Source organism: Burkholderia seminalis, from assembly GCF_001718535.1.
GTDB classification, from domain to species: Bacteria; Pseudomonadota; Gammaproteobacteria; order Burkholderiales; family Burkholderiaceae; genus Burkholderia; species Burkholderia seminalis.
In genome coordinates, this window is record NZ_CP013398.1 from 2,364,702 (window position 1) to 2,390,706 (window position 26,005).

At 66.0% G+C, this 26,005-nt stretch carries 21 protein-coding genes and 1 pseudogene; 6 read left to right on the top strand and 16 right to left on the bottom strand.

Features of this window, described 5'->3' with window-relative positions; all coding sequences use genetic code 11:
- Positions 1-13 precede the first annotated feature (13 nt).
- The 11 genes from fdx to WJ12_RS10760 all read right to left on the bottom strand — a co-directional run bounded on the left by fdx (position 14) and on the right by WJ12_RS10760 (position 8,913).
- A complete protein-coding gene (fdx, locus tag WJ12_RS10710) occupies positions 14-355 on the bottom strand; it encodes an ISC system 2Fe-2S type ferredoxin (protein WP_034188939.1) in 342 nt (113 codons plus the stop codon).
- A 95-nt stretch (positions 356-450) separates the two neighbouring features.
- On the bottom strand, positions 451-2,319 hold the full coding sequence (hscA, locus tag WJ12_RS10715; protein ID WP_034188940.1) for a Fe-S protein assembly chaperone HscA: 1,869 nt from the start codon (positions 2,317-2,319) through the stop codon (positions 451-453).
- 54 nt (positions 2,320-2,373) lie between these two features.
- The gene (gene hscB / locus WJ12_RS10720) at positions 2,374-2,901 is read right to left on the bottom strand and encodes a Fe-S protein assembly co-chaperone HscB (protein WP_006491598.1); all 528 of its coding nucleotides are present in this window, start codon (positions 2,899-2,901) and stop codon (positions 2,374-2,376) included.
- Positions 2,902-2,995: 94 nt separating this feature from the next.
- Positions 2,996-3,319: an iron-sulfur cluster assembly protein IscA gene (gene iscA, locus WJ12_RS10725; protein WP_011885413.1), complete on the bottom strand. Its 324-nt coding sequence runs from the start codon at positions 3,317-3,319 to the stop codon at positions 2,996-2,998.
- Positions 3,320-3,385: 66 nt separating this feature from the next.
- The gene (gene iscU, locus WJ12_RS10730) at positions 3,386-3,793 is read right to left on the bottom strand and encodes a Fe-S cluster assembly scaffold IscU (RefSeq protein WP_006481982.1); all 408 of its coding nucleotides are present in this window, start codon (positions 3,791-3,793) and stop codon (positions 3,386-3,388) included.
- A 67-nt stretch (positions 3,794-3,860) separates the two neighbouring features.
- Complete coding sequence (locus tag WJ12_RS10735; RefSeq protein WP_034188941.1) at positions 3,861-5,084, bottom strand: IscS subfamily cysteine desulfurase; 1,224 nt, start codon at positions 5,082-5,084, stop codon at positions 3,861-3,863.
- 65 nt (positions 5,085-5,149) lie between these two features.
- Complete coding sequence (iscR, locus tag WJ12_RS10740; RefSeq protein ID WP_006401955.1) at positions 5,150-5,689, bottom strand: Fe-S cluster assembly transcriptional regulator IscR; 540 nt, start codon at positions 5,687-5,689, stop codon at positions 5,150-5,152.
- A 117-nt stretch (positions 5,690-5,806) separates the two neighbouring features.
- Complete coding sequence (locus tag WJ12_RS10745; protein WP_059562021.1) at positions 5,807-6,289, bottom strand: low molecular weight protein-tyrosine-phosphatase; 483 nt, start codon at positions 6,287-6,289, stop codon at positions 5,807-5,809.
- Positions 6,290-6,390: 101 nt separating this feature from the next.
- Positions 6,391-6,618 (bottom strand): hypothetical protein, encoded by a 228-nt coding sequence (locus tag WJ12_RS10750; RefSeq protein ID WP_034188943.1) that lies wholly within the window; start codon positions 6,616-6,618, stop codon positions 6,391-6,393.
- Positions 6,619-6,747: 129 nt separating this feature from the next.
- Positions 6,748-8,157 (bottom strand): lactate utilization protein B, encoded by a 1,410-nt coding sequence (locus tag WJ12_RS10755; protein WP_059562024.1) that lies wholly within the window; start codon positions 8,155-8,157, stop codon positions 6,748-6,750.
- Positions 8,158-8,190: 33 nt separating this feature from the next.
- Positions 8,191-8,913: a (Fe-S)-binding protein gene (locus WJ12_RS10760; RefSeq protein ID WP_059562027.1), complete on the bottom strand. Its 723-nt coding sequence runs from the start codon at positions 8,911-8,913 to the stop codon at positions 8,191-8,193.
- 184 nt (positions 8,914-9,097) lie between these two features.
- On the opposite strand from WJ12_RS10760, the gene WJ12_RS10765 reads away from it, so the two are divergent.
- Complete coding sequence (locus tag WJ12_RS10765; protein ID WP_034188946.1) at positions 9,098-9,907, top strand: IclR family transcriptional regulator; 810 nt, start codon at positions 9,098-9,100, stop codon at positions 9,905-9,907.
- An 87-nt stretch (positions 9,908-9,994) separates the two neighbouring features.
- On the opposite strand, the gene pbpG is transcribed toward WJ12_RS10765, so the two are convergent.
- Positions 9,995-11,164: a D-alanyl-D-alanine endopeptidase gene (pbpG, locus tag WJ12_RS10770; RefSeq protein ID WP_034188947.1), complete on the bottom strand. Its 1,170-nt coding sequence runs from the start codon at positions 11,162-11,164 to the stop codon at positions 9,995-9,997.
- A 652-nt stretch (positions 11,165-11,816) separates the two neighbouring features.
- Here pbpG and WJ12_RS10775 point away from each other — a divergent pair.
- Positions 11,817-12,383 carry a phasin family protein gene (locus WJ12_RS10775; protein ID WP_034188948.1) on the top strand — a complete coding sequence of 189 codons (567 nt, stop codon included), beginning with the start codon at positions 11,817-11,819 and terminating at the stop codon, positions 12,381-12,383.
- A 204-nt stretch (positions 12,384-12,587) separates the two neighbouring features.
- On the opposite strand, the gene lpdA is transcribed toward WJ12_RS10775, so the two are convergent.
- The 4 genes and pseudogenes from lpdA to WJ12_RS37180 all read right to left on the bottom strand — a co-directional run.
- The gene (gene lpdA, locus WJ12_RS10780) at positions 12,588-14,360 is read right to left on the bottom strand and encodes a dihydrolipoyl dehydrogenase (protein ID WP_069245673.1); all 1,773 of its coding nucleotides are present in this window, start codon (positions 14,358-14,360) and stop codon (positions 12,588-12,590) included.
- Positions 14,361-14,643: 283 nt separating this feature from the next.
- Complete coding sequence (aceF, locus tag WJ12_RS10785; protein ID WP_059562034.1) at positions 14,644-16,296, bottom strand: dihydrolipoyllysine-residue acetyltransferase; 1,653 nt, start codon at positions 16,294-16,296, stop codon at positions 14,644-14,646.
- Between the two features lie 67 nt (positions 16,297-16,363).
- The gene (aceE, locus tag WJ12_RS10790; protein ID WP_034188951.1) at positions 16,364-19,060 is read right to left on the bottom strand and encodes a pyruvate dehydrogenase (acetyl-transferring), homodimeric type; all 2,697 of its coding nucleotides are present in this window, start codon (positions 19,058-19,060) and stop codon (positions 16,364-16,366) included.
- A gap of 136 nt (positions 19,061-19,196) precedes the next feature.
- Positions 19,197-19,414: pseudogene (locus WJ12_RS37180) on the bottom strand (hypothetical protein); the annotation flags it as partial.
- On the opposite strand from WJ12_RS37180, the gene fixL reads away from it, so the two are divergent.
- The 4 genes from fixL (at position 19,334) to WJ12_RS10810 (ending at position 25,957) form a co-directional block, all read left to right on the top strand.
- The gene (fixL, locus tag WJ12_RS10795) at positions 19,334-21,850 is read left to right on the top strand and encodes an oxygen sensor histidine kinase FixL (protein ID WP_034188952.1); all 2,517 of its coding nucleotides are present in this window, start codon (positions 19,334-19,336) and stop codon (positions 21,848-21,850) included. The pseudogene WJ12_RS37180 and the gene fixL overlap by 81 nt on opposite strands.
- On the top strand, positions 21,847-22,485 hold the full coding sequence (gene fixJ / locus WJ12_RS10800; RefSeq protein ID WP_006493245.1) for an oxygen response regulator transcription factor FixJ: 639 nt from the start codon (positions 21,847-21,849) through the stop codon (positions 22,483-22,485). Before fixL ends, fixJ begins: the two co-directional genes overlap by 4 nt.
- 242 nt (positions 22,486-22,727) lie before the next feature.
- Entirely contained in the window at positions 22,728-23,588 is an 861-nt protein-coding gene (gene folD, locus WJ12_RS10805) for a bifunctional methylenetetrahydrofolate dehydrogenase/methenyltetrahydrofolate cyclohydrolase FolD (RefSeq protein WP_034188953.1), read from the top strand.
- A gap of 281 nt (positions 23,589-23,869) precedes the next feature.
- A complete protein-coding gene (locus WJ12_RS10810; RefSeq protein WP_059562036.1) occupies positions 23,870-25,957 on the top strand; it encodes a M3 family metallopeptidase in 2,088 nt (695 codons plus the stop codon).
- Positions 25,958-26,005: the final 48 nt, after the last annotated feature.

The following is a 26,005-nucleotide window of genomic DNA, read 5'->3' on the forward strand; positions in this document are numbered from 1 at the left end:
CCTCCGGGTTAGGTCAGTGGTTTTCCTTCGCGTGGTTGATCGAGTACTTCGGAATCTCGACCACCAGGTCCGAATCTTCCGTCACGATCGCCTGGCACGACAGCCGCGACGTCGGCTCGAGGCCCCACGCCTTGTCCAGCAGATCGTCCTCGTCCTCCTCGGACGGCGCCAGATCGTTGAAGCCCTCGCGGATCACCACGTGGCACGTCGTGCATGCGCACGACTTCTCGCATGCGTGCTCGATCTCGATCCCGTGATCGAGCAGGTTGTCGCAGATACTCTTGCCGGGCGTCGCGTCGATCACTGCGCCATCCGGGCACAGTTCGACGTGAGGCAGCACCACCAGTTGAGGCATGTCCGTTCCGTCAGTCAGGGTACGGCGCCACGCGCCGCACGGTTCATTACATGATCGCGCGCGGGCCGTCGCCGGCCGACGCGCGGTTCGCAAGTTCAGATCTCGTCGAGCCGGCGGCCCGACAGCGCGCGCTTGATGCTCTTGTCCATCCGGCGCGCCGCGAATTCGTCGGTGCCGTCGGCCAGCGCCTTGGTCGCCGCTTCGATCGCGTTCGTATCGTCGCCCTGCGCGACCGCGCGCAGCGCGGCGGCCAGCGCATCGACCTGCGTGCGCTCGTCGGCGTCGAGCAGTTCGCCGTCGGCCGCCAGCGCGGCCTGCGTCGCCTCGAGCATCCGCTCGGCCTCGACCTGCGCTTCGCGCAGCGCGCGGGCGCGCATGTCGATTTCGGCGGTCTTGAAGCTGTCCTCGAGCATCTTCGCGATGTCGTCGTCGGCGAGGCCGTACGACGGCTTCACGACGACCGACGCCTCGACGCCCGACAGTTGCTCGCGTGCGAACACCGACAGCAGGCCGTCCGCGTCGACCTGGTAGGTCACGCGAATGCGCGCGGCGCCGGCCGTCATCGGCGGAATGCCGCGCAGCTCGAAGCGCGCGAGCGACCGGCAGTCGGCGACGAGCTCGCGCTCGCCCTGCACGACGTGGATCGCCATCGCGGTCTGGCCGTCCTTGAAGGTCGTGAATTCCTGCGCACGCGCGATCGGAATCGTCGAGTTGCGCGGGATGATCTTCTCGACGAGACCGCCCATCGTCTCGACACCGAGCGACAGCGGAATCACGTCGAGCAGCAGCCAGTCGTCGCCGGTGCCGCGATTGCCCGCGAGCAGGTCGGCCTGGATCGCCGCGCCGAGCGCGACGACCTGGTCCGGATCGAGGTTCACGAGCGGCGGCTGACCGAAATATTTCGCGACCGCGTCGCGGATCACCGGCATGCGCGTCGCGCCGCCGACCAGCACGACACCCTTGATGTCGGCCGGCGTGACCTGCGCGTCGCGCAGCGCCTTGCGGGTCGGCGTGAGCGTACGCTGCACGAGTGGCTCGACGAGCGACGCGAACGTATCGTGCGAAATCGTCTGAACGAGGTGCGCACCGCCCGACAGCGTCACGTCGAGCGCGGCCTCCGGTGCCGACGACAGCGCTTCCTTCAGCACGCGCACGCGGTCGAGCAGCAGGCGCACGTCCTCGGGCGCCAGCGTCTTCGCGTCGATGCCGGCCTGCGCGAGCACGTGGCCGAACAGCGCATGGTCGAAATCGTCGCCGCCGAGCGCTGAATCGCCACCCGCGGCCAGCACCTCGAATACGCCCTTCGTCAGTTTCAGGATCGACAGGTCGAACGTGCCGCCGCCGAGGTCGTACACCGCGTAGAGGCCTTCGGACCCGTTGTCGAGCCCGTAGGCGATCGCGGCGGCGGTCGGTTCGTTCAGCAGGCGCAGCACGTTGAGGCCCGCGAGACGCGCCGCGTCCTTGGTCGCCTGGCGCTGCGCGTCGTCGAAGTACGCGGGCACCGTGATCACCGCGCCGACCAGATCGTCGCCAAGCGAATCCTCGGCGCGATAGCGCAGCGTCGCGAGGATCTCGGCCGACACTTCGACCGGGCTCTTCACGCCGTCGACGGTGCGGATCTGCACCATGCCCGGCGCATCGACGAATTCATACGGCGCGTTCGCCGCGCCTTCGACTTCGGCCTTGCCGCGGCCCATGAAGCGCTTGACCGAGACGATCGTGTTGCGCGGATCGGTCGCGGCCTGCTCCTTCGCTTCGTGGCCGATGCGGCGGCCGCCCTTTTCGAGGTAGCGGACCACCGACGGCAGCAGCACACGGCCCGCTTCGTCCGGCAGCACCTCCGGCACGCTGTTGCGCACGGCCGCGACGAGCGAGTTCGTCGTGCCGAGATCGATCCCGACGGCAAGTCGCCGCTGGTGCGGCGCCGGCGCCATGCCCGGTTCGGAAATTTGCAGTAAAGCCATCTTGGTTCGTTCGGGCGCTCGGCCCGTTTGCTGCGCGTGCCGCGAGGCACGCGGTTAAGTTTCGAGGCGCTCGATCTGCGCGCCCACTTCCGACGCGACGCGTTCGATGAACATCAACTGGCGCACGGCTTCCGCGGCGGCCTGGTCGGCGCCGCTGTCGAGCAGCGTACCGAGGCGCTCGACGCGCACGCGCTTCTCGTCGCGCAACTCGGCGAGCAATGCGTCGAGCGCGTCGACGTTGCGGGCGGCCGCGGCATCCTCGATGCCCTCGCGCCACTCCATCTGCTGCATCAGGAATGCAGGCTCCATCGCCGTGTTGTTTTCCGCGCCGATGTCCACACCGCGCAGCGACAGCAGATAGGACGCGCGCTTCAGCGGATCGCGCAGCGTGCGGTACGCCTCGTTCGCACGGGTTGCCCATTGCATCGCGATGCGCTTCTGCGCATCGCCGGCCGCCGCGAAGCGGTCCGGATGCACCTGCGTCTGCACCGTTCGATAGGCGGCGTCGAGCGCCGTTTCGTCGAGCGCGAATTGCGCCGGCAGGTGAAACAGGTCGAAGTGGCTGTCTTTCAGCGAGACCATCGTCGCGTTCAATTCCGGTTCGTCGCGCGGCAAACGCCGCACATTAAAAAGGCGGCCCGTGCCGCCTCTTGCCCGCATCGCGCGGAGACCCGCGTCACACGCGGAACGATTCGCCGCAACCGCACTCGTCCTTCACGTTCGGGTTGTTGAACTTGAACCCTTCGTTCAGGCCTTCGCGGGCGAAGTCGAGCTCGGTGCCGTCGATGTACGCGAGGCTCTTCGGATCGACGACGACCTTCACGCCATGGCTCTCGAACACCTGATCCTCGGGAGCCAGCTCGTCGACATACTCGAGCTTGTACGCGAGCCCCGAGCACCCGGTCGTGCGAACGCCAAGCCGCAGGCCCACCCCCTTGCCGCGACGGACGAGGTATTTCTGAACGTGCTGTGCTGCTTTTTCGGTCAGTGTAATTGCCATGATGTCCTTGCCGCGGCGCGCCACCGGGGCCCGCCGCGTTCCCTTCTCTAACCCGCTCGATGCCGCTCAGGCTGCTGCCTGATCGCCTTCCTTGGTGTCGTGGCGCTTCTTGTAGTCGGCCACGGCTGCCTTGATCGCGTCTTCCGCGAGGATCGAGCAGTGAATCTTCACCGGCGGCAGCGCGAGTTCCTCGGCGATCTGCGTGTTCTTGATCGACAGTGCCTCGTCGAGCGTCTTGCCCTTCACCCACTCGGTGACGAGCGAGCTCGACGCGATCGCCGAACCGCAACCGTAGGTCTTGAACTTCGCGTCTTCGATCACGCCGTCCGCGCCGACGCGGATCTGCAGCTTCATCACGTCGCCGCACGCCGGCGCGCCGACCATGCCCGTGCCGACCGTGTCGTCGTCCTTCGCGAACGAACCGACGTTGCGCGGGTTTTCGTAGTGATCCAGAACCTTGTTGCTGTAAGACATGACTCAGACTCCTTGACTCGTTACGTCTGCGTGCGTCAATCCGCCCGCGGGTGCATTCAATGCGGTGTTAGTGAGCGGCCCATTCGATCGTCGACAGATCGATGCCTTCCTGGTGCATTTCCCAGAGCGGCGACAGTTCGCGCAGCTTCGCGATCTTGCTGTTCAGCAGGTTGATCACGAAGTCGACTTCCTGCTCCGTCGTGAAGCGGCCGACCGTGAAGCGGATCGAGCTGTGCGCGAGTTCGTCGTTGCGGCCGAGCGCACGCAGCACGTACGACGGCTCGAGCGACGCCGACGTGCACGCGGAGCCCGACGACACCGCGACGTCCTTGATCGCCATGATCAGCGACTCGCCTTCGACGAAGTTGAAGCTGATGTTCAGGTTGTGCGGGACACGGCGTTCCATGTCGCCGTTCACGTAGGTTTCCTCGATCTGCGACAGGCCGCGCAGCAGCTTGTCGCGCAGCATGCGCACGCGCTCGTTCTCGGTCGCCATTTCCTCGCGGGCGATGCGGAACGCTTCGCCCATGCCGACGATCTGGTGCGTCGGCAGCGTGCCCGAACGCATGCCGCGCTCGTGACCGCCACCGTGCATCTGCGCTTCGATGCGCACGCGCGGCTTGCGGCGCACGTACAGCGCGCCGATGCCCTTCGGGCCGTAGGTCTTGTGCGCCGAGAACGACATCAGGTCGACCTTCAGCTTCGCGAGGTCGATGCCGACCTTGCCGGTCGACTGCGCGGCGTCGACGTGGAACACGATGCCCTTCTCGCGGCAGATCTCGCCGATCGTCTCGATGTCCTGGATCACGCCGATCTCGTTGTTCACGTGCATCACCGACACGAGGATCGTGTCCGGGCGCAGCGCGGCCTTGAACACGTCGAGGTCGATCAGGCCGTCATCCTTCACGTCGAGGTAGGTGACGTCGAAACCGTCGCGCTCGAGCTCGCGGCAGGTATCGAGCACGGCCTTGTGCTCGGTCTTCACCGTGACGATGTGCTTGCCCTTGCCCTTGTAGAAGTTCGCGGCACCCTTGATCGCGAGGTTGTCCGATTCGGTTGCGCCGGACGTCCAGATGATCTCGCGCGGATCGGCGTTCACGAGTGCGGCCACCTGTTCGCGCGCTTCCTCGACCGCACGCTCCGCGTCCCAGCCGTAAGCGTGGCTGCGCGACGCCGGGTTGCCGAACTGCTCGCGCAGGTACGGCACCATCTTGTCGACCACGCGCGGGTCGACGGGGGTCGTCGCGCTGTAATCCATGTAGATGGGCAGGTGGAGAGTCTCTTGGGTCATCTGTCGCTCCGGGTATTCTGTGCAGGGACTATGTGCGTTATGGGGTATGGCGGGCGCCTTCGCGCTCACGAACTCGCGATGTTGAACACCGAATTGGGGCCCAGCGGCATCGTGCGCACGGGCTCGGCCGGTGCGGCGACGGGCTCCGGCGCGCGGCGGTCGCGCAGCACCGCGGGCGCGCCCTCGCGTGCGCGCTGCTGATCGACGAGATCCTGCAGCGACACGGAGTCGAGGTATTCGACCATCTTCTGGTTCAGGGTCGACCACAGCTCGTGCGTCATGCAATGGCCGTCGGGCTGCTTCGAGCCGTCGCACGTGCCTTTGCCGCCGCACTGCGTGGCGTCGAGCGGTTCATCAACCGCGATGATGATGTCGGCAACGGTGACGTCCTGCGCGCGGCGCGCGAGGTTGTAGCCGCCGCCCGGGCCGCGCACGGATTCGACGATTTCATGCCTGCGCAGCTTGCCGAACAGCTGTTCGAGATACGAGAGCGAAATCCGCTGGCGCTGGCTGATGCCTGCAAGCGTCACCGGGCCCTGCTCCTGGCGCAGTGCCAAGTCAATCATCGCCGTGACGGCGAAACGGCCTTTGGTGGTGAGTCTCATGGTGTCTAGGGGACTGCAATCTTGACGATTTTGGTCAAGTATAAATATTTGACGTTTTTAGTCAAGTATCCATGTCTTTGAAAGGGTATTCGCAGACCGCTGAATACCACCGGGCGATCAGCGCGCCGTACGGGCCCGGAGTGTCTCCAGCAGGCCCGCGCACGCGCGTTCGACCTGATCGAGCACCTGTTCGAAGCCCTTCGCGCCGCCGAAATACGGGTCGGCCACTTCGGTTTCGGTCGAATCCGGCGCGAATTCCATCAGCAGGCGCACCTTGTCGCGATACTGCGGCGGGCAGCGGCGCTGCAATTCCGCGAGATTCGCCTCATCCATCGCAAGCAGCAGGTCGAAGCGCTCGAAATCCGCCGCACTCACCTGCCGCGCGCGCAGCGCCGACAAATCGTAGCCGCGACTGCGTGCCGCCGCCTGCGCCCGTGTATCGGGCGGCTCGCCCACGTGCCAGTCGCCGGTGCCGGCCGAATCGATCGCGATCCGGTCGGCCAGCGCGGCCGCGTCGACCTGGTGGCGCATCACGCCTTCCGCGGTGGGCGAACGGCAGATGTTGCCGAGACAGACGAAACAGATCGCAACGCGGGTCATCGCACTATCGAAAAGTTGCGGCGGACCGCGTGGAAGAACAACACGCCATTATACAAAGGCGGCCGAAATCGCGCCGTCGCCCGACGCGACGGCGCCATGCCTCACAGCGCCTTCGGCGCGGCGAGCACGATGTCGCCGGATGCCGCCGGCAGCGGCTGCGCCGCGTCGCCGACCAGCCCGAACGACACCGCGCGCGCCAGCTCGGCGGACGCCTGGTGAACCGCGAGCGGACCGCGCGACGGCGCATCGGCCATCGTGTGCAGATAGGCTGCCGCTGCCAGCGGGACGACGATTGCCAGCGGCCAGTACATCGATATTGTCTTTCTCATGATGCGGACCTCCTTGACCCGGTACCCCGAAACCCAATTCCGGGGACTACAGACCAGATTCTATAGACCGCATCTATCGAGATAAATATGCAAATAGCGAACGCACTGTTGCCGCCCGCTGAACAGTCGTCAGCCGAGGTGGCTCTGGGACGCCGCGTACAGCTCGCGGAACGTGCGCCCGGTCGGCGTCGGCATGTCGCGCGTGTCCATCCAGCCGCCCATCATCGGCAGGCGCCGCAGCGTGCCGCCGTTGCCCAGCCGCTCGAGGACGCGCACCGCGAGCTTGGTCGTCAGCGCGTACAGCATCGGCCGCCGCGCGAAGAAGCCCCATGCGGCGAGCGCCGCCCGCTCGCGCCACGGCCGCAGGTGCCGCTCGACCTGCTTCTCGCGCAGCGTGCGCAGCAGGTGCGACAACGGAATCCCGGCCGGGCACACGCTGTCGCATTCGCCGCATAGCGTCGCGGCCTGCGGCAGGTCGAGCGTACGGTCGAGCCCGACGTAGCTCGGCGTCAGCACCGACCCCATCGGCCCCGGATAGACCCAGCCGTACGCATGGCCGCCGACCTTCTGATATACCGGGCAATGGTTCATGCACGCGCCGCAGCGGATGCAGCGCAGCATCTCCTGGAATTCGCCGCCGATCAGGCCCGTGCGGCCGCCGTCGACCAGTACCACGTAGTTGTGCTCGGGGCCATCCTCGTCGGCCGGCCCGCGCGGCCCGGTCAGCAGCGAGAAATAGTTCGACGTCTTCTGCCCGGTCGCCGAACGCGGCAGCAGGCGCATCGCGGTCGCGAGATCCTCGAGGGTCGGCAGCACCTTCTCGATGCCCGTCACCGCGACGTGCACGCGCGGCATCACCGTGCACATGCCTTCGTTCCCTTCGTTCGTCACGATTGCGACCGAGCCCGTCTCGGCGATCACGAAGTTGCCGCCCGTCACGCCCATGTCGGCCGACATGAAATGCGGGCGCAGCACCTCGCGCGCCTCGCGCGTCATGTCCGGAATCTCGGTGAGCCGCTCGCGGTGGTGCGTGCGCGCGAACAGGTCGGCGATCTCGTCCTTGTCCTTGTGCACGACGGGCGCGATGATGTGGCTCGGCGGCTCGTTGTCGTTGATCTGCAGGATGTATTCGCCGAGGTCCGTCTCGATCGACTGCACGCCCATCTCCGCGAGCACCGCGTTCAGGCGCATTTCCTCGGACACCATCGACTTGGTCTTGATGACCTTCTTCACGTCGTGCCGGCGCGCGATGTCGGCCACCAGCCGCGCGGCATCCGCGGTCGTTTCGGCGAACAACACCGTCGTGCCGCGCCGCGTCGCCTCCTGCTCGAAAGCCTCGAGCCACACGTCGAGGTTCTCCAGCGCGCGGTTGCGGCGCGCCTTGAGCGCGGCGCGCGTGGCCGGGAAGTCGATCGCGGTCATCGCGTCGGCGCGCGCGGACACGAACTTCGTCGACAGCTTCTTCAGGTTCTGCTGCAGGCGCTGGTCGGCCAGCTTCTGGCCGGCGCGCGCCTTGAAATGCATCGATTGGACTTGCATCGCGGTATCGGGAAAAGTGAGCGGAACCGGGCGTCAGACGTCGCCCGCCAGCACCTGCGCGACGTGCAGCACGCGCGTGTCGCGGTCGCCGGTGCGGCGCAACCGCCCTTCGATGTTCAGCATGCAGCCGAGATCGCCGAGCACGACGGCACCCGCGCCCGACGCACGCACGTTCGCGCATTTCTCGTCCGCGATGGCCGCCGAGATGTCGCCGTACTTGATCGCGAACGTGCCGCCGAAGCCGCAGCAGTGCTCGCAGTCCTTCATCTCGGTGACCGCAACGCCGCGCTGCGCGAGCAGCGCGCGCGGCTGCGCCTTCACGCCGAGTTCGCGCAGGCCCGAACACGAGTCGTGATAGGTGACGGGGCCGGTGAACTCGCCCGGCGCGAGCGACACCTTCGCGACGTTCGCGAGGAAATCGGTCAGTTCGTAGACCTTCTGCTGGAACCGCGTGTAGCGCCCCATCAGTTCGGGGTCGTCGCGAAACAGGTCGCCGTAGTGCGCGCGGATCATCCCGCCGCACGAGCCCGACGGCGCGACGACGTAATCGAACTGCTTGAACTCGCGCAGCGTCTTTTCGGCGAGGTCGCGCGCGAGCGCGCGGTCGCCCGAGTTGTAGGCCGGTTGCCCGCAGCAGGTCTGCGCGGGCGGCACGATCACTTCGTAGCCGGCGTCGCGAATCAGCTTGAGCGCCGAGAAACCGATTTCGGGGCGCATCAGATCGACCAGGCAGGTCACGAACAAACCGACTCGCATACGTGCTCCTTCGAGAAAACGACTCTCATTATCCGCCGTTTGGCCAGCAAGACCAACGCCGGCTCGCATGCAAGCCCGTCGTGCACGAAACGAGGACTTCCTCGAACGGCGTTCGCTTTTTTCACAATACGAGATACAATCGTTGCAACACCGCTTGACGCGTCAACCGATTTCTCCCCCCGACATGAGCCAACCCACCCCGGATTCAAAAACGTCGATCCAGGTGATCGAACGCATGATGCGGCTGCTGGACGCGCTCGCCGCGCACAGTGATCCTGTCAGCCTGAAGGAACTGGCGCAGCGCACGGAGCTGCACCCGTCGACCGCGCACCGCATCCTCAACGACATGGTGACCTGTCGCCTCGTCGACCGCTCCGATCCCGGCACCTACCGCCTCGGCATGCGGCTGCTGGAGCTCGGCAACCTCGTGAAGGCGCGCCTGTCGGTACGCGACGCGGCGCTGATGCCGATGCGCGAGCTGCATCGCCTCACCGGGCAGACCGTGAACCTGTCGGTGCGCCAGGGCGACGAGATCGTCTACATCGAGCGTGCGTATTCCGAGCGCTCGGGGATGCAAGTCGTCCGCGCGATCGGCGGCCGCGCGCCGCTGCACCTGACGTCGGTCGGCAAGCTGTTCCTCGCGGCCGACGAAACGTCGCGCGTGCGCGCCTATGCGACGCGCACGGGGCTGTCCGGCCATACGCAGAACAGCATCACCGACATCGCGAAGCTCGAGCGCGAGTTGACGATCGTCCGCCAGCAATCGTGCGCGCGCGACAACGAGGAGCTGGAGCTCGGCGTGCGCTGTATCGCGGCCGGCATCTACGACGATTCGGGCAAGCTCGTCGCGGGCCTGTCGCTGTCGGCACCGGCCGACCGCCTGCAGGACGCATGGCTCGGCCAGTTGAGCCGCACGGCACTCACCATCTCGGAATCGCTCGGCTACCGGCCGACGCCCGCGAAGGACGTGGACGGGCTGCAGCGGCAGGCGTAAGCCTGCTCGCCGGCCTCGATGCCGGTTCCGCCGGACGTAAAAAAGCCCCGCGATTGCGGGGCTTTCTTGTTGCAGCCTGCGGCGCGATCAGGTTCCGCCGTTCGGCGTGTTGGCCGCCGTCAGGCGTTCGCCGCCGCCGGCGTCGAGCCAGTTGCGCAGGCGCGATGCGTCGGCGAAGCGCGAGTACTTGCCGAACGAGTCGAGCAGCACCATCACCATCGGCCGGCCATGGATCGTCGCCTGCATCACGAGGCATTCACCCGCTTCGTTGATGAAGCCCGTCTTCTGCAGGCCGATGTCCCACGAGCCGTTGCCGCGGATCAGCGCGTTCGTGCTGTTGTACGCGAGATTGCGCTTGCCCGTGAACACCTCGTAGCTGCGATCGGTCGAGAACTGGCGGATCATCGGATATTGATACGCGGCATTGACCATCTTCACGAGATCACGCGCACTCGACACGTTCGAGCTGGACAGGCCGGTCGAATTCTCGAAATGCGTATCGGCCATGCCGAGCGCCTTCGCCTTCGCGTTCATCGCGGCGATGAACGCCGGACGGCCGCCCGGGTAATAACGCGACAGCGCCGCGGCCGCGCGGTTTTCCGACGCCATCAGCGCGATGTGCAGCATGTCCTCGCGCGACAGCACCGAGCCGACCGACAGGCGCGAGCCCGTGCCCTTCTCGTAGTCGCGGTCTTCGTCGGTGACTTCGATCTGATCGGTCATCGGCGCCTTCGAGTCGAGCACGACCATCGCCGTCATCAGCTTCGAGATTGACGCGATCGGCACGACGGCGTGCGAATTCTTGTCGAACAGCGGCTCGCCGGAATTCTGGTCGACGACGTACGCGACGCTCGAACGCAGCGCGAGCGCGTCGGGCGTATCGTGCAGGCCGAACGCCTGACCGACCGTCGGCCGGCGCGGCTGGAACGCGACCTTGCGGACCGCGCCGCGATGGCCGCCATGCAGGTTGTTCGCCGCGAGCGTCACGCGCTTTCGCGACGCCTTCGCGCGCGGCGCATCGGCCGCGGCGACCTTGGCGGATTTGTCGGACGTCGCCTTCGCCGACTTCTTCTTCGCTGACGAAGCAGGAGCGACGGCTTTTTTCTTGGCGGCTTGTTGGGTCTTCGCAGTGGCGGCAAAGGCGTCAGCAGGCGCGACGGACGCGGTGGTCGCCAGCAAGGCGACTGCGACCGACACAGCCGTGCCGAGCGTCATGCTCTGCAACAATCTGCGCGGTGAAAACGATTCGGCTTTCATTGGGGTCTGGACAAAGCGGCGGGAGGTTTCCGCAAGTGTAGTTAAAGCTGAAAAAAAGAGCAATATTAGGCACTTACCGATCGTCGTTAAACCGGAATGTAAGGGTCGGCCAACCTCAGACCAATCGACCCTCCCGCCCCCATCGAAAAAACTCATGGGTGCACTGCCCGACAGCGCCCGTCTCCCGATTACCACTCGGTTAATTGAGATAACGTCACTTCGGAGGCGATTTAAAGCGGGGAAACTACGTATCCGGTGCTCGGCATGCCAGGGGCGCCGGTCTCGACCGTGGCGGCGGCACGTCGCCACGGCACGCGCATCGAAACGGCGCGTTTTTCGACAGGAACAGAAGGATAACGTTCCATGGGCCTGTCAGGTTTACCTGTGCATGATCATGGTGCGCCGCGCTTTCCCCGCCGTCGTGCGCACCATCTGGGAACGCGCCTGAAACCGATTCCGGACGACCGCGATAACCCGTTGTTTTATCGATAATTTGTCGCGATTGTGCAACGCACAAAAAACACTTGACATCCGTTTTCTCTGCCCTAAAATAAGCCTCATTGCTGCGTTGCACAAAGCACGCGCATCCGAGATTCCCCGTCGTAGTGCCCTTTACCCTGCGATCGACGCGATCGCTTTTCAGGAGCTGGACATGTCCTTGCTGACCCCCGAGCAAATCGCCGCTGCACAGAAAGCCAACCTCGAGAGCCTGTTCGGTCTGACGACCAAGGCGTTCGAAGGCGTCGAAAAGCTGATCGAACTGAACCTGCAGGTCGTGAAGTCGACGCTGGCCGAAGGCCAGGAAAACGCACAACGCCTGCTGTCGGTGAAGGACGCGCAGGAACTGATCGCGCTGCAAGCCAGCCTGTCGCAGCCGGTCGCTGAAAAGGTGCTGTCGTACGGCCGTCACCTGTACGAAATCGCATCGTCGACGCAAGCCGAGTTCGCGAAGGTTGCCGAAGCGCAATTCGACGAGCAGAACAAGAAGGTCCAGGCACTCGTCGACAACGTCGCGAAGAACGCCCCGGCCGGTTCGGAAACGGCTGTCGCCGCGCTGAAGTCGGCACTGAACGCCGCGAACACCACTTACGAAACGGTTCAGAAGGCCACGAAGCAAGCCGTCGAAATCGCTGAAACGAACTTCAACGCTGCTGCTGCCGTCGCGACGAAGGCTGCTACCGCCGCCGCCGCACGCCGTTCGAGCAAGCCGGCCGCGTAAGCGCCCCTGCTCCTGAAAGAGCCGCGCCCAGCGCGGCTTTTTCGTTTCTGGCGCCGGAACACGTGCGAACCGGCAAACGCCGGCCGGCTTCAAGCCGTCGTCCGGCCGCCGCGCCGGCTGCGCACAAAAGAAAACGCCGCCGCCCGGATCGTCCGGGCGGCGGCGTTTTTCGTGGCCGGCGCATGGCCGGCCGTGCCGGTCGCGTTACTTCTTGCGTTGCGGCGGCAGGTCCGTACAGACGCCTTCGTACAGTTCGGCGGCCATGCCGACCGACTCGCCGAGCGTCGGGTGCGGATGGATCGTCTTGCCGATGTCTTCCGCGTCCGCGCCCATCTCGACGGCGAGGCACACTTCGCTGATCAGGTCGCCTGCGTTCAGGCCGACGATGCCGCCGCCGATCACGCGATGGGTTTCCTCGTCGAAGATCAGCTTCGTGAAGCCTTCGTCGCGGCCGTTCGCGATCGCGCGGCCCGAAGCGGCCCACGGGAACACGGCCTTGCCGTACTTGATGCCTTCGGCCTTGCACTGGTCTTCCGTCTTGCCGGCCCACGCCACTTCCGGATCGGTGTAGGCCACCGACGGGATCTGCAGCGCGTCGAAATACGCCTTCTCGCCGTGCGCGGCTTCCGCTGCGACGTGGCCTTCATGCACGGCCTTGTGCGCGAGCATCGGCTGGCCGACGATATCGCCGATCGCGAAGATGTGCGGGACGTTCGTGCGCATCTGCTTGTCGACGTCGATGAAGCCGCGATCCGTGACCGCGACGCCGGCCTTGTCGGCACCGATCTTCTTGCCGTTCGGGCTGCGGCCCACCGCGACGAGCACGAGGTCGTAGCGCTGCGCTTCCGCCGGCGCCTTCTCGCCCTCGAACTTCACGTAGACGCCGTCTTCCTTCGCTTCCGCGCCGACCGTCTTGGTCTTCAGCATCACGTTGCCGAAGCGCTTCGCGTTGTACTTTTCCCAGACCTTCACGAGATCGCGGTCCGCGCCCATCATCAGGCCGTCCATCATTTCGACGACGTCGATCTCGGCGCCGAGCGTCGAGTACACCGTGGCCATTTCGAGGCCGATGATGCCGCCGCCGATCACGAGCATGCGCTTGGGCAGCTGGCGCAGTTCGAGTGCGCCGGTCGAGTCGACGACACGCGGGTCTTCCGGCATGAACGGCAGCTTCACGGCTTGCGAGCCCGCGGCGATGATCGCCTGCTTGAACTTCACGACCTTCTTGCCGTTTTCGCCCTGCACTTCCATGTGGAACGGATCGACGAACGCACCGACGCCGGTGACCACTTCGACCTTGCGTGCCTTGGCCATGCCGGCGAGGCCCGTCGTCAGCTTCTTGACGACGCCGCCCTTGAAGTCGCGCAGCTTGTCGAGATCGACCTGCGGCTTGCCGAACGTGATGCCGTGCGACGCGAGCGCCGCGGCTTCCTCGACGACGAGCGACGTATGCAGCAGCGCTTTCGACGGGATGCAGCCCACGTTCAGGCACACGCCGCCGAGCGTCGAGTAGCGTTCGACGAGCACGGTCTTCATGCCGAGGTCGGCCGCGCGGAACGCGGCCGAGTAGCCGCCGGGGCCGGCGCCGAGCACGAGCATGTCGCACTCGATGTCGGCGGCGCCGGCATAGCTGCCGGCTTGCGGCGCGGGCGCCGGAGCGGCGGCAGCCGGTGCCGGCGCGGCTGCGGGCTTCGGCGCTTCAGGCGCTTCAGGCGCTTTCGCGGGTGCGGCGGCACCGGCCGACGCTTCGACGATGGCGATGACGGTGCCTTGCGAGACTTTCTCGCCGGCCTTGACCTTGACTTCCTTGACGGTGCCGGCGACGTCGCTGGGCACTTCCATGGAGGCCTTGTCGGATTCGAGCGTGATGAGCGTTTGCTCTTTTTCGATCACGTCGCCGGGCTTCACGTTGACTTCGATGACATCGACGCCGCTGAAATCGCCGATATCCGGAACCTTGACTTCGATGAGACTCATGACTGTCCCCTTCTTGATTGGCTGCAGAGAGAGAGGGAGGGACTGGCGGAAAGACGGAACCTGACGACAGGCGGCCTGACAAGAGCACGCGACGTTGGGCAGGACTACCTTTGCCGTCCGCCCAAGGACGCGCCTTTCTTTTGGTCACTTTTCTTTGGAAGACAAAGAAAAGTGACCGCCGCCCCGCGCAGGGGCGACGCCGGCAGACCGTTGGCAAAACAGGTTCAACGACAAGCGCGTGGCGAACCGACAAGAACCACGCCCCCGCGAGCCCCTCATCTCATCAAAGAATGATGCGGCGGAAATCGGCCAGCAACGCACCGAGATACGCGTTGAACCGTGCGGCCTCCGCACCGTCGATGACACGGTGGTCATACGACAGCGACAGCGGCAGCATGAGACGCGGCACGAACTGCTTGCCGTCCCACACCGGCTTCATCTGCCCACGCGACAACCCGAGGATCGCCACTTCCGGCGCGTTGATGATCGGCGTGAAGTTCGTGCCGCCGATCCCGCCGAGCGACGAGATCGAGAAGCAGCCGCCCTGCATCTGGTCCGGCTTCAGCTTGCCTTCGCGCGCGGCCTTCGACAGGTCGCTCATTTCCTTCGCGATGTCGACGAGGCCCTTCTTGTCCGCATCGCGGATCACCGGCACGACGAGGCCGTTCGGCGTATCGGCCGCGAAACCGACGTGGAAGTACTGCTTGAACACGAGGTTGTCGCCGTCGAGGCTCGCGTTGAAGGTCGGGAATTTCTTCAGTGCGGCGACGACTGCCTTGATCACGAACGCGAGCATCGTGAACTTCACGCCCGCCTTTTCGTGTTCCTTGTTCAGCTGGACACGCAGCGCTTCGAGCTCGGTGATGTCCGCTTCGTCGTTGTTCGTGACGTGCGGGATCATCACCCAGTTGCGATGCAGGTTCGCGCCGGAAATCTTCTTGATGCGCGACAGCGGCTTCGCCTCGAACGGGCCGAACTTCGAGAAGTCGACCTTCGGCCACGGCAGCAGGTTCAGCTCACCGCCGCCTGCCGGCGCAGCCGCTGCTGCACCCGGTGCCGCGCGCTGGCCCGTCATCACGCCCTTCACGAAACCGGTGACGTCGTCCTTCGTGATGCGGCCCTTCAGGCCCGAACCCTGCACGCGTGCGACGTCGACGCCGAGTTCGCGCGCGAACTTGCGCACCGACGGCGATGCATGGCTCGCGCGGTACTCGCCCGACGGCGCGGCGGCCGGTGCGGCGGCAGCCGGTGCCGGCGCTGCCTTCGCGGGTGCCGGTGCGGCGGCGGGTGCCGGAGCCGGCGCGGCCGCAGCCGGCGCCGGTGCGCTGGCCTGCGCAGCGGCAGAGGACGCGCCTGCGGCTTCGAGCAGCACGATCAGCGTGCCTTCCGATACCGAATCGCCCACCTTGACCTTGATGTCCTTCACGACGCCGGCGGCCGGGCTCGGCACGTCCATCGTCGCCTTGTCGGATTCGAGCGTGACGAGCGACTGTTCCTTCTCGACCGTGTCGCCGACCTTCACGCCGATCTCGATCACCGGCACGTCCTTGTAATCGCCGATGTCGGGCACCTTCACTTCGAGCGTGCCGCCGGCTGCTGCCGGTGCGGCCGCCGGTGCAGCCGCGGCCGGGGCCGGCGCTGCCGCCGGAGCGGGCGCTGCGGCCGGTGCAGTCGCGCCGTTGGCCTGCGCCGCGCCGGCGCCTTCGAGCAGGATGATCAGCGAGCCTTCCGACACGGAATCGCCCACCTTGACCTTGATTTCCTTCACGACGCCGCCCACCGGGCTCGGCACGTCCATCGTCGCCTTGTCGGACTCGAGCGTGACGAGCGACTGCTCGGGCTCGACCGTATCGCCGACCTTCACGCCGATCTCGATCACCGGCACGTCCTTGTAATCGCCGATATCCGGCACCTTCACTTCGATCGCTTGACTCATCTGTTTCTGTCTCCATGGCCGCGCGCGCTCCTCGCGGGAGCGACGCGGGCATTACACGGCGTGTGCGTTAAACGGTCATCGGGTTGGGCTTGGACGGATCGAGGTTGTACTTGGCAATCGCGTCCGCGACCACCTTGCGCTCGATCGTGCCTTCGTCGGCCAGCGCGTTGAGCGCGGCGACGGTGACCCAGTGACGGTCGACTTCGAAGAAGTGACGCAGCTTTTCGCGGGTATCCGAGCGGCCGAAGCCGTCCGTGCCCAGCACGACGAAGCGGCGATCGATCTGGCCGCGGATCTGGTCGACCAGCGCACGGACGTAGTCGGTCGATGCGATGACCGGGCCCTGCGTGTCCTTCAGGCACTTCTGCACGTGCGACAGGCGACGCTCTTCGGTCGGATGGAGCAGGTTCCAGCGTTCGACCTGATGGCCTTCGCGCGCGAGCTCGGTGAAGCTCGGCACGCTCCACAGGTCGGCGGCGACGCCCCAGTCGTTCTTCAGCAGGTCGGCGGCGGCGATCACTTCGTTGAAGATCGTGCCCGCGCCGAGCAGCTGGACGCGCGGCGCCTTCTTGTCGGCGTCGGCCTTCCTGAACGCGTACATGCCCTTGATGATGTCGGCCGCCACGTGGTCGCCCTGCGGAATCGCCGGGTGCTCGTAGTTCTCGTTCATCACCGTGATGTAGTAGTACACGTCTTCCTGGTCCTGCACCATGCGGCGCAGGCCGTCCTGGACGATCACGGCGAGTTCATAGCCGAACGTCGGGTCGTAGCTCACGCAGTTCGGCACCGATGCCGCCCACAGGAGCGAGTGGCCGTCTTCGTGCTGCAGGCCTTCGCCGTTCAGCGTCGTGCGGCCCGCCGTGCCGCCGAGCAGGAAGCCGCGCGAACGCATGTCGCCCGCGGCCCATGCGAGGTCGCCGATCCGCTGGAAGCCGAACATCGAATAGAAGATGTAGAACGGCACCATGATCTCGCCGTGCGTCGAGTACGACGTCGCCGCCGCGATCCAGTCGCACATGCCGCCCGCTTCGTTGATGCCTTCCTGCAGGATCTGGCCGGTTTCCGATTCCTTGTAGAACATCAGCTGGTCGGAATCTTCCGGCACGTACTTCTGGCCTTCCTGGTTCCAGATGCCGATCTGGCGGAACAGGCCTTCCATGCCGAACGTACGCGATTCGTCCGGGACGATCGGCACCACGCGCTTGCCCAGCGCCTTGTCCTTCAGCAGGATGTTCAGGATCCGCACGAACGCCATCGTCGTCGAGATCTCGCGGCCTTCGCCCGTGCCCTTCAGCAGCGGCTCGAACGCGTCGAGCGCCGGCACCGGCAGCGACGTCGCCTTCTCGCGGCGATGCGGCAGGTAGCCGCCGAGGTCCATGCGCTTCTGGCGCATGTATTCGAGTTCCTTCGAACCTTCCTCGAACTTGAGGTACGGCACGTCGGCGATCTGCTCGTCGGTGATCGGCAGACGGAACTGGTCACGGAACTTCTTCAGTTGCTCGACCGGCAGCTTCTTCTGCTGGTGCGTGATGTTCATCGCCTGGCCCGACTCGCCCATCCCGTAGCCCTTGATGGTCTTCGCGAGGATGACGGTCGGCGCGCCCTTCGTGTTCGACGCTTCGTGGAACGCCGCGTAGATCTTGTGCGGATCGTGGCCGCCGCGGTTCAGCGCCCAGATGTCGTCGTCCGACCAGTCGGCGACGAGCGCCTTCAGTTCAGGCGTGTTGAAGAAGTGCTCGCGAACGAACGCGCCCGACTCCGACTTGTACGTCTGGTATTCGCCGTCGACGACTTCCATCATGCGGCGCATCAGCGCGCCCGACTTGTCGCGCGCGAACAGCGCATCCCAGCGGCTGCCCCAGATGACCTTGATCACGTTCCACCCGGCGCCGCGGAATTCCGATTCGAGTTCCTGGATGATCTTGCCGTTGCCGCGCACCGGGCCGTCGAGACGCTGCAGGTTGCAGTTGATCACGAACACGAGGTTGTCGAGCTTCTCGCGGCTCGCCATCCCGATCGCGCCGAGCGATTCCGGTTCGTCCGTCTCGCCGTCGCCGAGGAACGCCCACACCTTGCGGCCTTCCGTCTTCGCGATGCCGCGCGCCTGCAGGTACTTCATGAAGCGCGCCTGGTAGATCGCCATGATCGGGCCGAGACCCATCGACACGGTCGGGAATTGCCAGAAGTCCGGCATCAGCCACGGGTGCGGGTACGACGAGATGCCCTGGCCGTCGACTTCCTGGCGGAAGTTGTCGAGCTGCTCTTCCTTCAGGCGGCCGAGCAGGAACGCGCGCGAGTACACGCCCGGCGACGAGTGACCCTGCACGAACACGAGATCGCCGCCGTGCTGGTCGGACGCCGCGTGCCAGAAGTGGTTGTAGCCGACGTCGTAGAGCGTCGCGGCCGATGCGAACGAGGCGATGTGGCCGCCGACGTTCGTGTCCTTGCCGGCACGCAGCACCATCGCCAGCGCGTTCCAGCGCGTGTACGAACGGATGCGGTGCTCGATGTCCTGGTCGCCCGGGATCTTCGCCTGGGCTTCGACCGGGATCGTGTTGATGTACGGGGTGTTGGCGGAGAACGGCAGGTGCTCGCCGTGCATGCGGGCGAACTCGATCTGTTTTTCGATCAGGTAATGCGCGCGGCCGGTGCCCACGGAGGAGATCACGCCATCGAGCGACTCCAGCCACTCGATGGTTTCTTGCGGGTCGTCGTCACGATCGGCGGCGACATATTTCATCACTTCGTTCGGTACAGCGGACATTCTCGTCTCCTGGGTCCTGGAATGTGAGGATCGCTCTCATGCAGACGACGCGACGCGGCCGGCTGCGGGCAAGCTCCAGCGGATTGTAATGAGCGTGCGCGGGCCTGCGCAACAAAATTTTCGAATTGTGAGATCTTTTCTCGTAATGCGGAATATTGCTGCGCCGCACCCATGCTTCGGGGCGCGGCGGCACGCCACGGCGGAACAAATCCGTTTCCGTTCAACATATCCGGTACCGGTTTTCCATGTATTGCGCTGCGCTACAATCCTGCCATGTTGACCGATCGGCTTTTCGCACGCTCGGCGCGACCGTCGGGCCCGCCGGCGGAGTCGCAGCCGTCCCGTTGGCACCACGGACCGTGGTGGTCCAATTCCTATTTGCTGACGCCGCTGCTGTCGATCCTGGTATTTCTCGTGGTGATGAGCCTCATCCTGTGGAGCCTCAATCGCCGCGAACAGCAGCAGCAGGAAGACACCCTGTTCCGTAACGTCGCCTGGGCGCAGCAACAGATCCGCCTGTCGATGACGGGCGCGCAGGAACAGCTGCAGGCGCTGTCGCGCGATCTCGCGTCGGGCCGCCTCGACCAGAACGCATTCCAGATGGCCGTCGCGGACGTGATGCAGACGCATCCGGAAATCCTCTACCTGAACTGGTACACCGCGCCCGGCGTGCAGCGCTGGCCGACCGTGCATCCGCCGCTGCTCGGCCAGCGGCTCGCGAAGCCGGGCGACGCGCAGATGCAGGACGCCGTGCGCGGCGCGTACGACGAAGCGCGCAGCACGCGCCGCCAGGCCTATTCGCCGCTGATCTACGACGACTTCGGCAACGGCTTCATCACGCTGCAGACGCCCGTGATGCGCGGCGACCGCGAATATCTCGGCTCGATCGCCGCGGTGTTCTCGGTCGAGGGCATCCTGAAGCACGACATCCCGCAGGAACTGTCGTCGAAGTACAAGATCTCGATCACCGACGCGAACAACCGCGAGCTGTCGTCCACGTCGACGCGCCCGCGCCTGCCGCGCGACTCGCACTACGACCTGCCGCTCGATCCGCCCGGCCAGGGGCTGACGGTGCGCGTGTACGCATTCCCGCAGCTCACGAACCTGACCAACAACACGCTCGTGTGGCTCGTCGCCGGCCTGTCGTGCTTCGTGCTGTGGAGCCTCTGGAGCCTGTGGAAGCACACGCGCCAGCGCTTCGAGGCGCAGCAGGCGCTGTACGCGGAAGCGTTCTTCCGCCGCGCGATGGAAAACTCGGTGCTGATCGGCATGCGCGTGCTCGACATGCACGGCCGCATCACGCACGTGAACCCCGCGTTCTGCCGGATGACGGGCTGGGACGAAACCGACCTCGTCGGCAAGGTCGCGCCGTTCCCGTACTGGCCGCGCGACGCCTACCCGGAAATGCAGCGCCAGCTCGACATGACGCTGCGCGGCAAGGCGCCGAGCTCGGGCTTCGAGCTGCGCGTGCGGCGCAAGAACGGCACGCTGTTCCATGCGCGCCTGTACGTGTCGCCGCTGATCGACAGCTCGGGCCGCCAGACCGGCTGGATGTCGTCGATGACCGACATCACCGAACCGAAGCGCGCGCGCGAGGAACTCGCGGCCGCGCACGAACGCTTCACGACGGTGCTCGAAAGCCTCGACGCCGCGGTGTCGGTGCTCGCCGCCGACGAAGCCGAGCTGCTGTTCGCGAACCGCTACTACCGCCACCTGTTCGGCATCCGCCCGGACGGCCATCTGGAACTGTCGGGCGGCGGCTTCGACCGCGCGCAGGCATCGTCCGACTCGATCGACATGGTCGACGCGTTCGCGGGCCTGCCGGCCGCCGCGCTGACGAGCAGCACCGCCGACGCGCAGGAGGTGTACGTCGAAAGCATCCAGAAATGGTTCGAGGTGCGCCGCCAGTACATCCAGTGGGTCGACGGCCACCTCGCGCAGATGCAGATCGCGACCGACATCACGACCCGCAAGAAGGCGCAGGAACTCGCGCACCAGCAGGAAGAAAAGCTGCAGTTCACGAGCCGATTGATGACGATGGGTGAAATGGCGTCGTCGATTGCTCACGAATTGAACCAGCCGCTCGCCGCGATCAACAACTACTGCTCGGGCACGCTCGCGCTCGTCAAGAGCGGCCGCGGCACGCCCGAGACGCTGCAGCCCGCGCTGGAAAAGACCGCGCAGCAGGCGCTGCGCGCCGGGATGATCGTCAAGCGGATCCGCGAATTCGTGAAGCGCAGCGAGCCGAAGCGCCAGCCGGCCCGGGTCGCGGACATCGTCGCCGACGCGGTCGGGCTCGCCGAAATCGAGGCCAGGAAGCGCAGGATCCGGATCGTCACGGAAATCCTCGCAAGAATGCCTATTATTTATGTCGACCCCGTGCTGATCGAGCAGGTGTTGATGAACCTGATGAAGAACGCGGCCGAGGCGATGGCCGACGTGAAGCCGGCCTCGGCGGACGGCGTGATCCGCGTCGTCGCCGACATCGACGCGGGTTTCGTCGACATCCGCGTGATCGACCAGGGTCCGGGCGTCGACGAAGCGACCGCCGAGCGCCTGTTCGAACCGTTTTACAGCACCAAGTCCGATGGCATGGGCATGGGGCTGAACATCTGCCGTTCGATCATCGAATCGCATCGGGGGCGTCTGTGGGTGGTCAACAACGTCGAGCCGGATGGCCGCATTTCCGGCGCGACGTTCCACTGCAGCCTGCCCATTGGGGAACCCGCTGATCTCGGCCAAGGGGGGCGCGAGGCATCGGCATCACATACCGTTACGGGAGAACTATGAATAGCCCTGTCACCACCACTCAGGAAACCGTCTTTGTCGTCGACGACGACGAGGCCGTACGGGACTCGCTGCGCTGGCTGCTGGAGGCGAACGGCTATCGCGTGCAATGCTTCTCGAGCGCCGAGCAGTTCCTCGATGCCTACCAGCCGGCGCAGCAGGCCGGCCAGATCGCGTGCCTGATCCTCGACGTGCGGATGTCGGGCATGAGCGGCCTCGAGCTGCAGGAGCGCCTGATCGCCGACAACGCCGCGCTGCCGATCATCTTCGTCACGGGTCACGGCGACGTGCCGATGGCCGTGTCGACGATGAAAAAGGGTGCGATGGACTTTATCGAGAAACCGTTCGACGAAGCCGAGCTGCGCAAGCTCGTCGAGCGGATGCTCGACAAGGCCCGAAGCGAAAGCAAGAGCGTCCAGGAACAGCGTGCCGCGAGCGAGCGCCTGTCGAAGCTGACCGCGCGCGAGCAGCAGGTGCTCGAACGCATCATCGCGGGCCGCCTGAACAAGCAGATCGCCGACGATCTCGGCATCAGCATCAAGACGGTCGAAGCGCACCGCGCGAACATCATGGAAAAGCTCAACGTCAACACGGTGGCCGACCTGCTGCGCCTCGCGCTGTCGAAGAAGCAGGCCTGAGCGTCTTCAGCGGCCGCGGCGGCGCTGCCCGCCCGGCCCGCCACCGGCGCTTGCCGCCCCGCGCGATGCGGCCCACTCGCGCGGCGGCGGCCTTTCCTCCCGGCGCACGCGCGCCGCGACCATGACGCTTCCCGTTGATTCGCTGTCGGACGGCAGCAAGCGAACGGTATAATTGCGTGCTTTGCTGCGGCGCTTCCGGCGCCGTACGCCCGCATTCCAACTTCCCGGCAGGACCCACCACCATGACAGCCCTCCTCATCGACGGCAACGCCCTTTCGAAGACCTTGCGCGCCCAGGCTGCCGAACGCGCCGCCGCCCTGACCGCTCGCGGCCACCAGCCCGGTCTCGCGGTGATCCTCGTCGGCGAAAACCCGGCGAGCGAAGTCTACGTGCGCAACAAGATCAAGGCGTGCGAGGACAATGGTTTCTTCTCGCTGAAGGATGCCTACCCGGCCACGCTGTCGGAAGCCGACCTGCTCGCGCGCATCGACGAGCTGAACCGCGACCCGAAGATCCACGGCATCCTCGTGCAGCTGCCGCTGCCCGCGCATATCGACAGCCACAAGGTGATCGAGGCGATCGCGCCGGAGAAGGATGTCGACGGCTTTCACGTCGCGAACGCCGGCGCGCTGATGACCGGCAAGCCGCTGTTCCGCCCGTGCACGCCGTACGGCGTGATGAAGATGTTCGAGGCGCACGGCATCGCGCTGCAGGGCGCGAATGCGGTCGTGATCGGCCGTTCGAATATCGTCGGCAAGCCGATGGCGATGATGCTGCTCGACGCCGGCGCGACCGTGACGATCTGCCACAGCAAGACGCGCGACCTCGCCGCGCACACGCGGCAAGCCGACATCGTGGTCGCCGCGGTCGGCAAGCGCAACATCCTGACCGCCGACATGGTGAAGCCGGGCGCGACGGTGATCGACGTCGGCATGAACCGCGACGATGCGGGCAAGCTGTGCGGCGACGTCGATTTCGCGGGCGTGAAGGAAGTGGCCGGCTACATCACGCCGGTGCCGGGCGGCGTTGGCCCGATGACCATCACGATGCTGCTGGTCAACACGATCGAATCCGCCGAACGCGCCGCTGCCGCCGCGGCCTGACGCATCCCCGTTCAGCCGGCGCGCCTGCGTGCGCCGGCGTCTCGCCGGCCGCGTCGATGCGGCCGCACCGCGTCCGGCCGCAAGCCGCCGGACGCCCGTCCCCGGATGCCCGCTGTCGGATGCGCGCGGCCACGCATCCGACCCTGCGTCAATCGCGCCATTAGAAACTAACGATTGGAAAGCGCACGATGCGCCCCAATAATGTCAGTATCGGGCGCCGTCGCGCCCAGCCGCCGTTACCCTTTTCATCCCGGTTCATCCGGCAACAGACAGGGAGTCTTATGTCCGCCAGCGCCAACACCAATCCGCTCCTCGACTTCTCCGGCCTGCCCCGTTTCGGCGAAATCCGCCCGGAACACGTGACGCCCGCACTCGATACGCTGCTCGACGCCGCCAGCCGCGCGGTCGAAACCGCGAGCGCGCAGGAGACGCCGTCGACTTGGGCCGCCGTCGTCGAGACGGTCGAGCAGGCCACGGAGCCGCTCGGCCGCGCATGGGGCATCGTCGGCCATCTGAACGCGGTCGCCGACACGCCGGAGCTGCGCGCCGCCTACGGCGAAAACCTGCCGCGCGTGACCGAGTTCTGGTCGAGCGTCGGCCAGAATCTCGCGCTGTACGAGAAGTACAAGGCAATTGCCGCGAGCGCCGAATACGCGACGCTGTCCACCGAACGCAAGAAGATCCTCGATAACGCGCTGCGCGATTTCCGCCTGTCGGGCGCCGAGCTGCCGGAGGACCAGAAGCCGCGCTTCGCGGAACTGCAGGAGCAGCAGGCCGCGCTGTCGAAGGCCTTCTCCGACCACGTGCTCGACGCGACCAACGCGTACGCGTATGTCGTCGAGGACGAAGCCGAACTGGTCGGCTTGCCCGGCGATGCGATCGAGGCCGCCCGCGAAGCCGCGCAGAAGGACGGCAAGGCAGGCTGGAAATTCACGCTGCACTTCCCGTCGTACTTCCCGGTGCTGCAGTACGCCGAGAACCGCGCGCTGCGCGAGACGCTCTACCGCGCCTATGCGACGCGCGCGTCGGAACTCGGGCCGCAGTACGGCGGCGGCAAGGCCGAATGGGACAACACGGCGATCGTCGCCGACGAGCTGAAGCTGCGCCGCGAAGAGGCGCAGATGCTCGGCTACCGCAATTTCGCCGAAGTGTCGCTCGCGCCGAAGATGGCCGAATCGCCGCAACAGGTCATCGCCTTCCTCGAGGATCTCGCGACGCGCGCGCGTCCGCACGCGGACAAGGACTGGGACGAGCTGCGCACGTTCGCCGCGAAGGAACTCGGCCTCGCCGAACTCGCGCCGTGGGACGTCGCGTACGCGGCCGAGAAGCTGCGCCAGCAGCGCTACGCGTTCTCGGAAAACGAGGTCAAGCAGTACTTCCCGGAACCGGCCGCGCTCAAGGGCCTGTTCACCGTCACCGAAACGCTGTTCGGCGTGCGGATCAAGCCGGATGAAGCGCCGGTGTGGCACAAGGACGTGCGCTTCTTCCGCGTCGAGAACCGCGACGGCTCGCTCGTCGCGCAGTTCTATCTCGACCTGTACGCGCGCGAAGGCAAGCGCGGCGGCGCATGGATGGACGACGCGCGTTCGCGTGCGAAGCGCGGCAGCGACGTGCAGACGCCGGTCGCGTATCTCACCTGCAACTTCTCGGCGCCGATCGGCGGCAAGCCCGCGTGCTTCACGCACGACGAAGTCATCACGCTGTTCCACGAGTTCGGCCACGGGCTGCACCACATGCTCACGCGCGTCGACGAACTCGGCGTGTCGGGCATCAACGGCGTCGAATGGGATGCGGTCGAGCTGCCGTCGCAGTTCATGGAAAACTTCTGCTGGGAATGGGACGTGCTGTCGTCGATGTCGTCGCACGTCGATACAGGCGCCGCGCTGCCGCGCGAGCTGTTCGACAAGATGATCGCCGCGAAGAATTTCCAGAGCGGGCTCGGCACGCTGCGCCAGATCGTGTTCTCGATGTTCGACATGCTGCTGCACGTCGACTTCGACCCGGCCGGCGCCACCGGCGTGACCGCGTTCGCGCGCGAGATCAACGAGCGCTACCACGTGATTCCGCAGGCGGCCTTCTCGCGCTGGCCGAACACGTTCAGCCACATCTTCGCGGGCGGCTACGCGGCCGGCTATTACAGCTACAAGTGGGCCGAGGTGCTGTCGGCCGACGCGTACGCGGCGTTCGAGGAAGCGGCCGCCCAGAGCGGCAGCGTGCTCGACGCGGCCACCGGCACGCGCTATCGCCGCGAGATCCTCGAGGTCGGCGGCAGCCGCCCGGCGATGGATTCGTTCAAGGCGTTCCGCGGCCGCGAGCCGGAAATCGATGCGCTGCTGCGCCACAACGGGATGGCCGCGCCCGCGCACTGAGCGCGCCGCCCGACCCTTCCGGCTGCATCGACAGGCACCGCCGCGGCG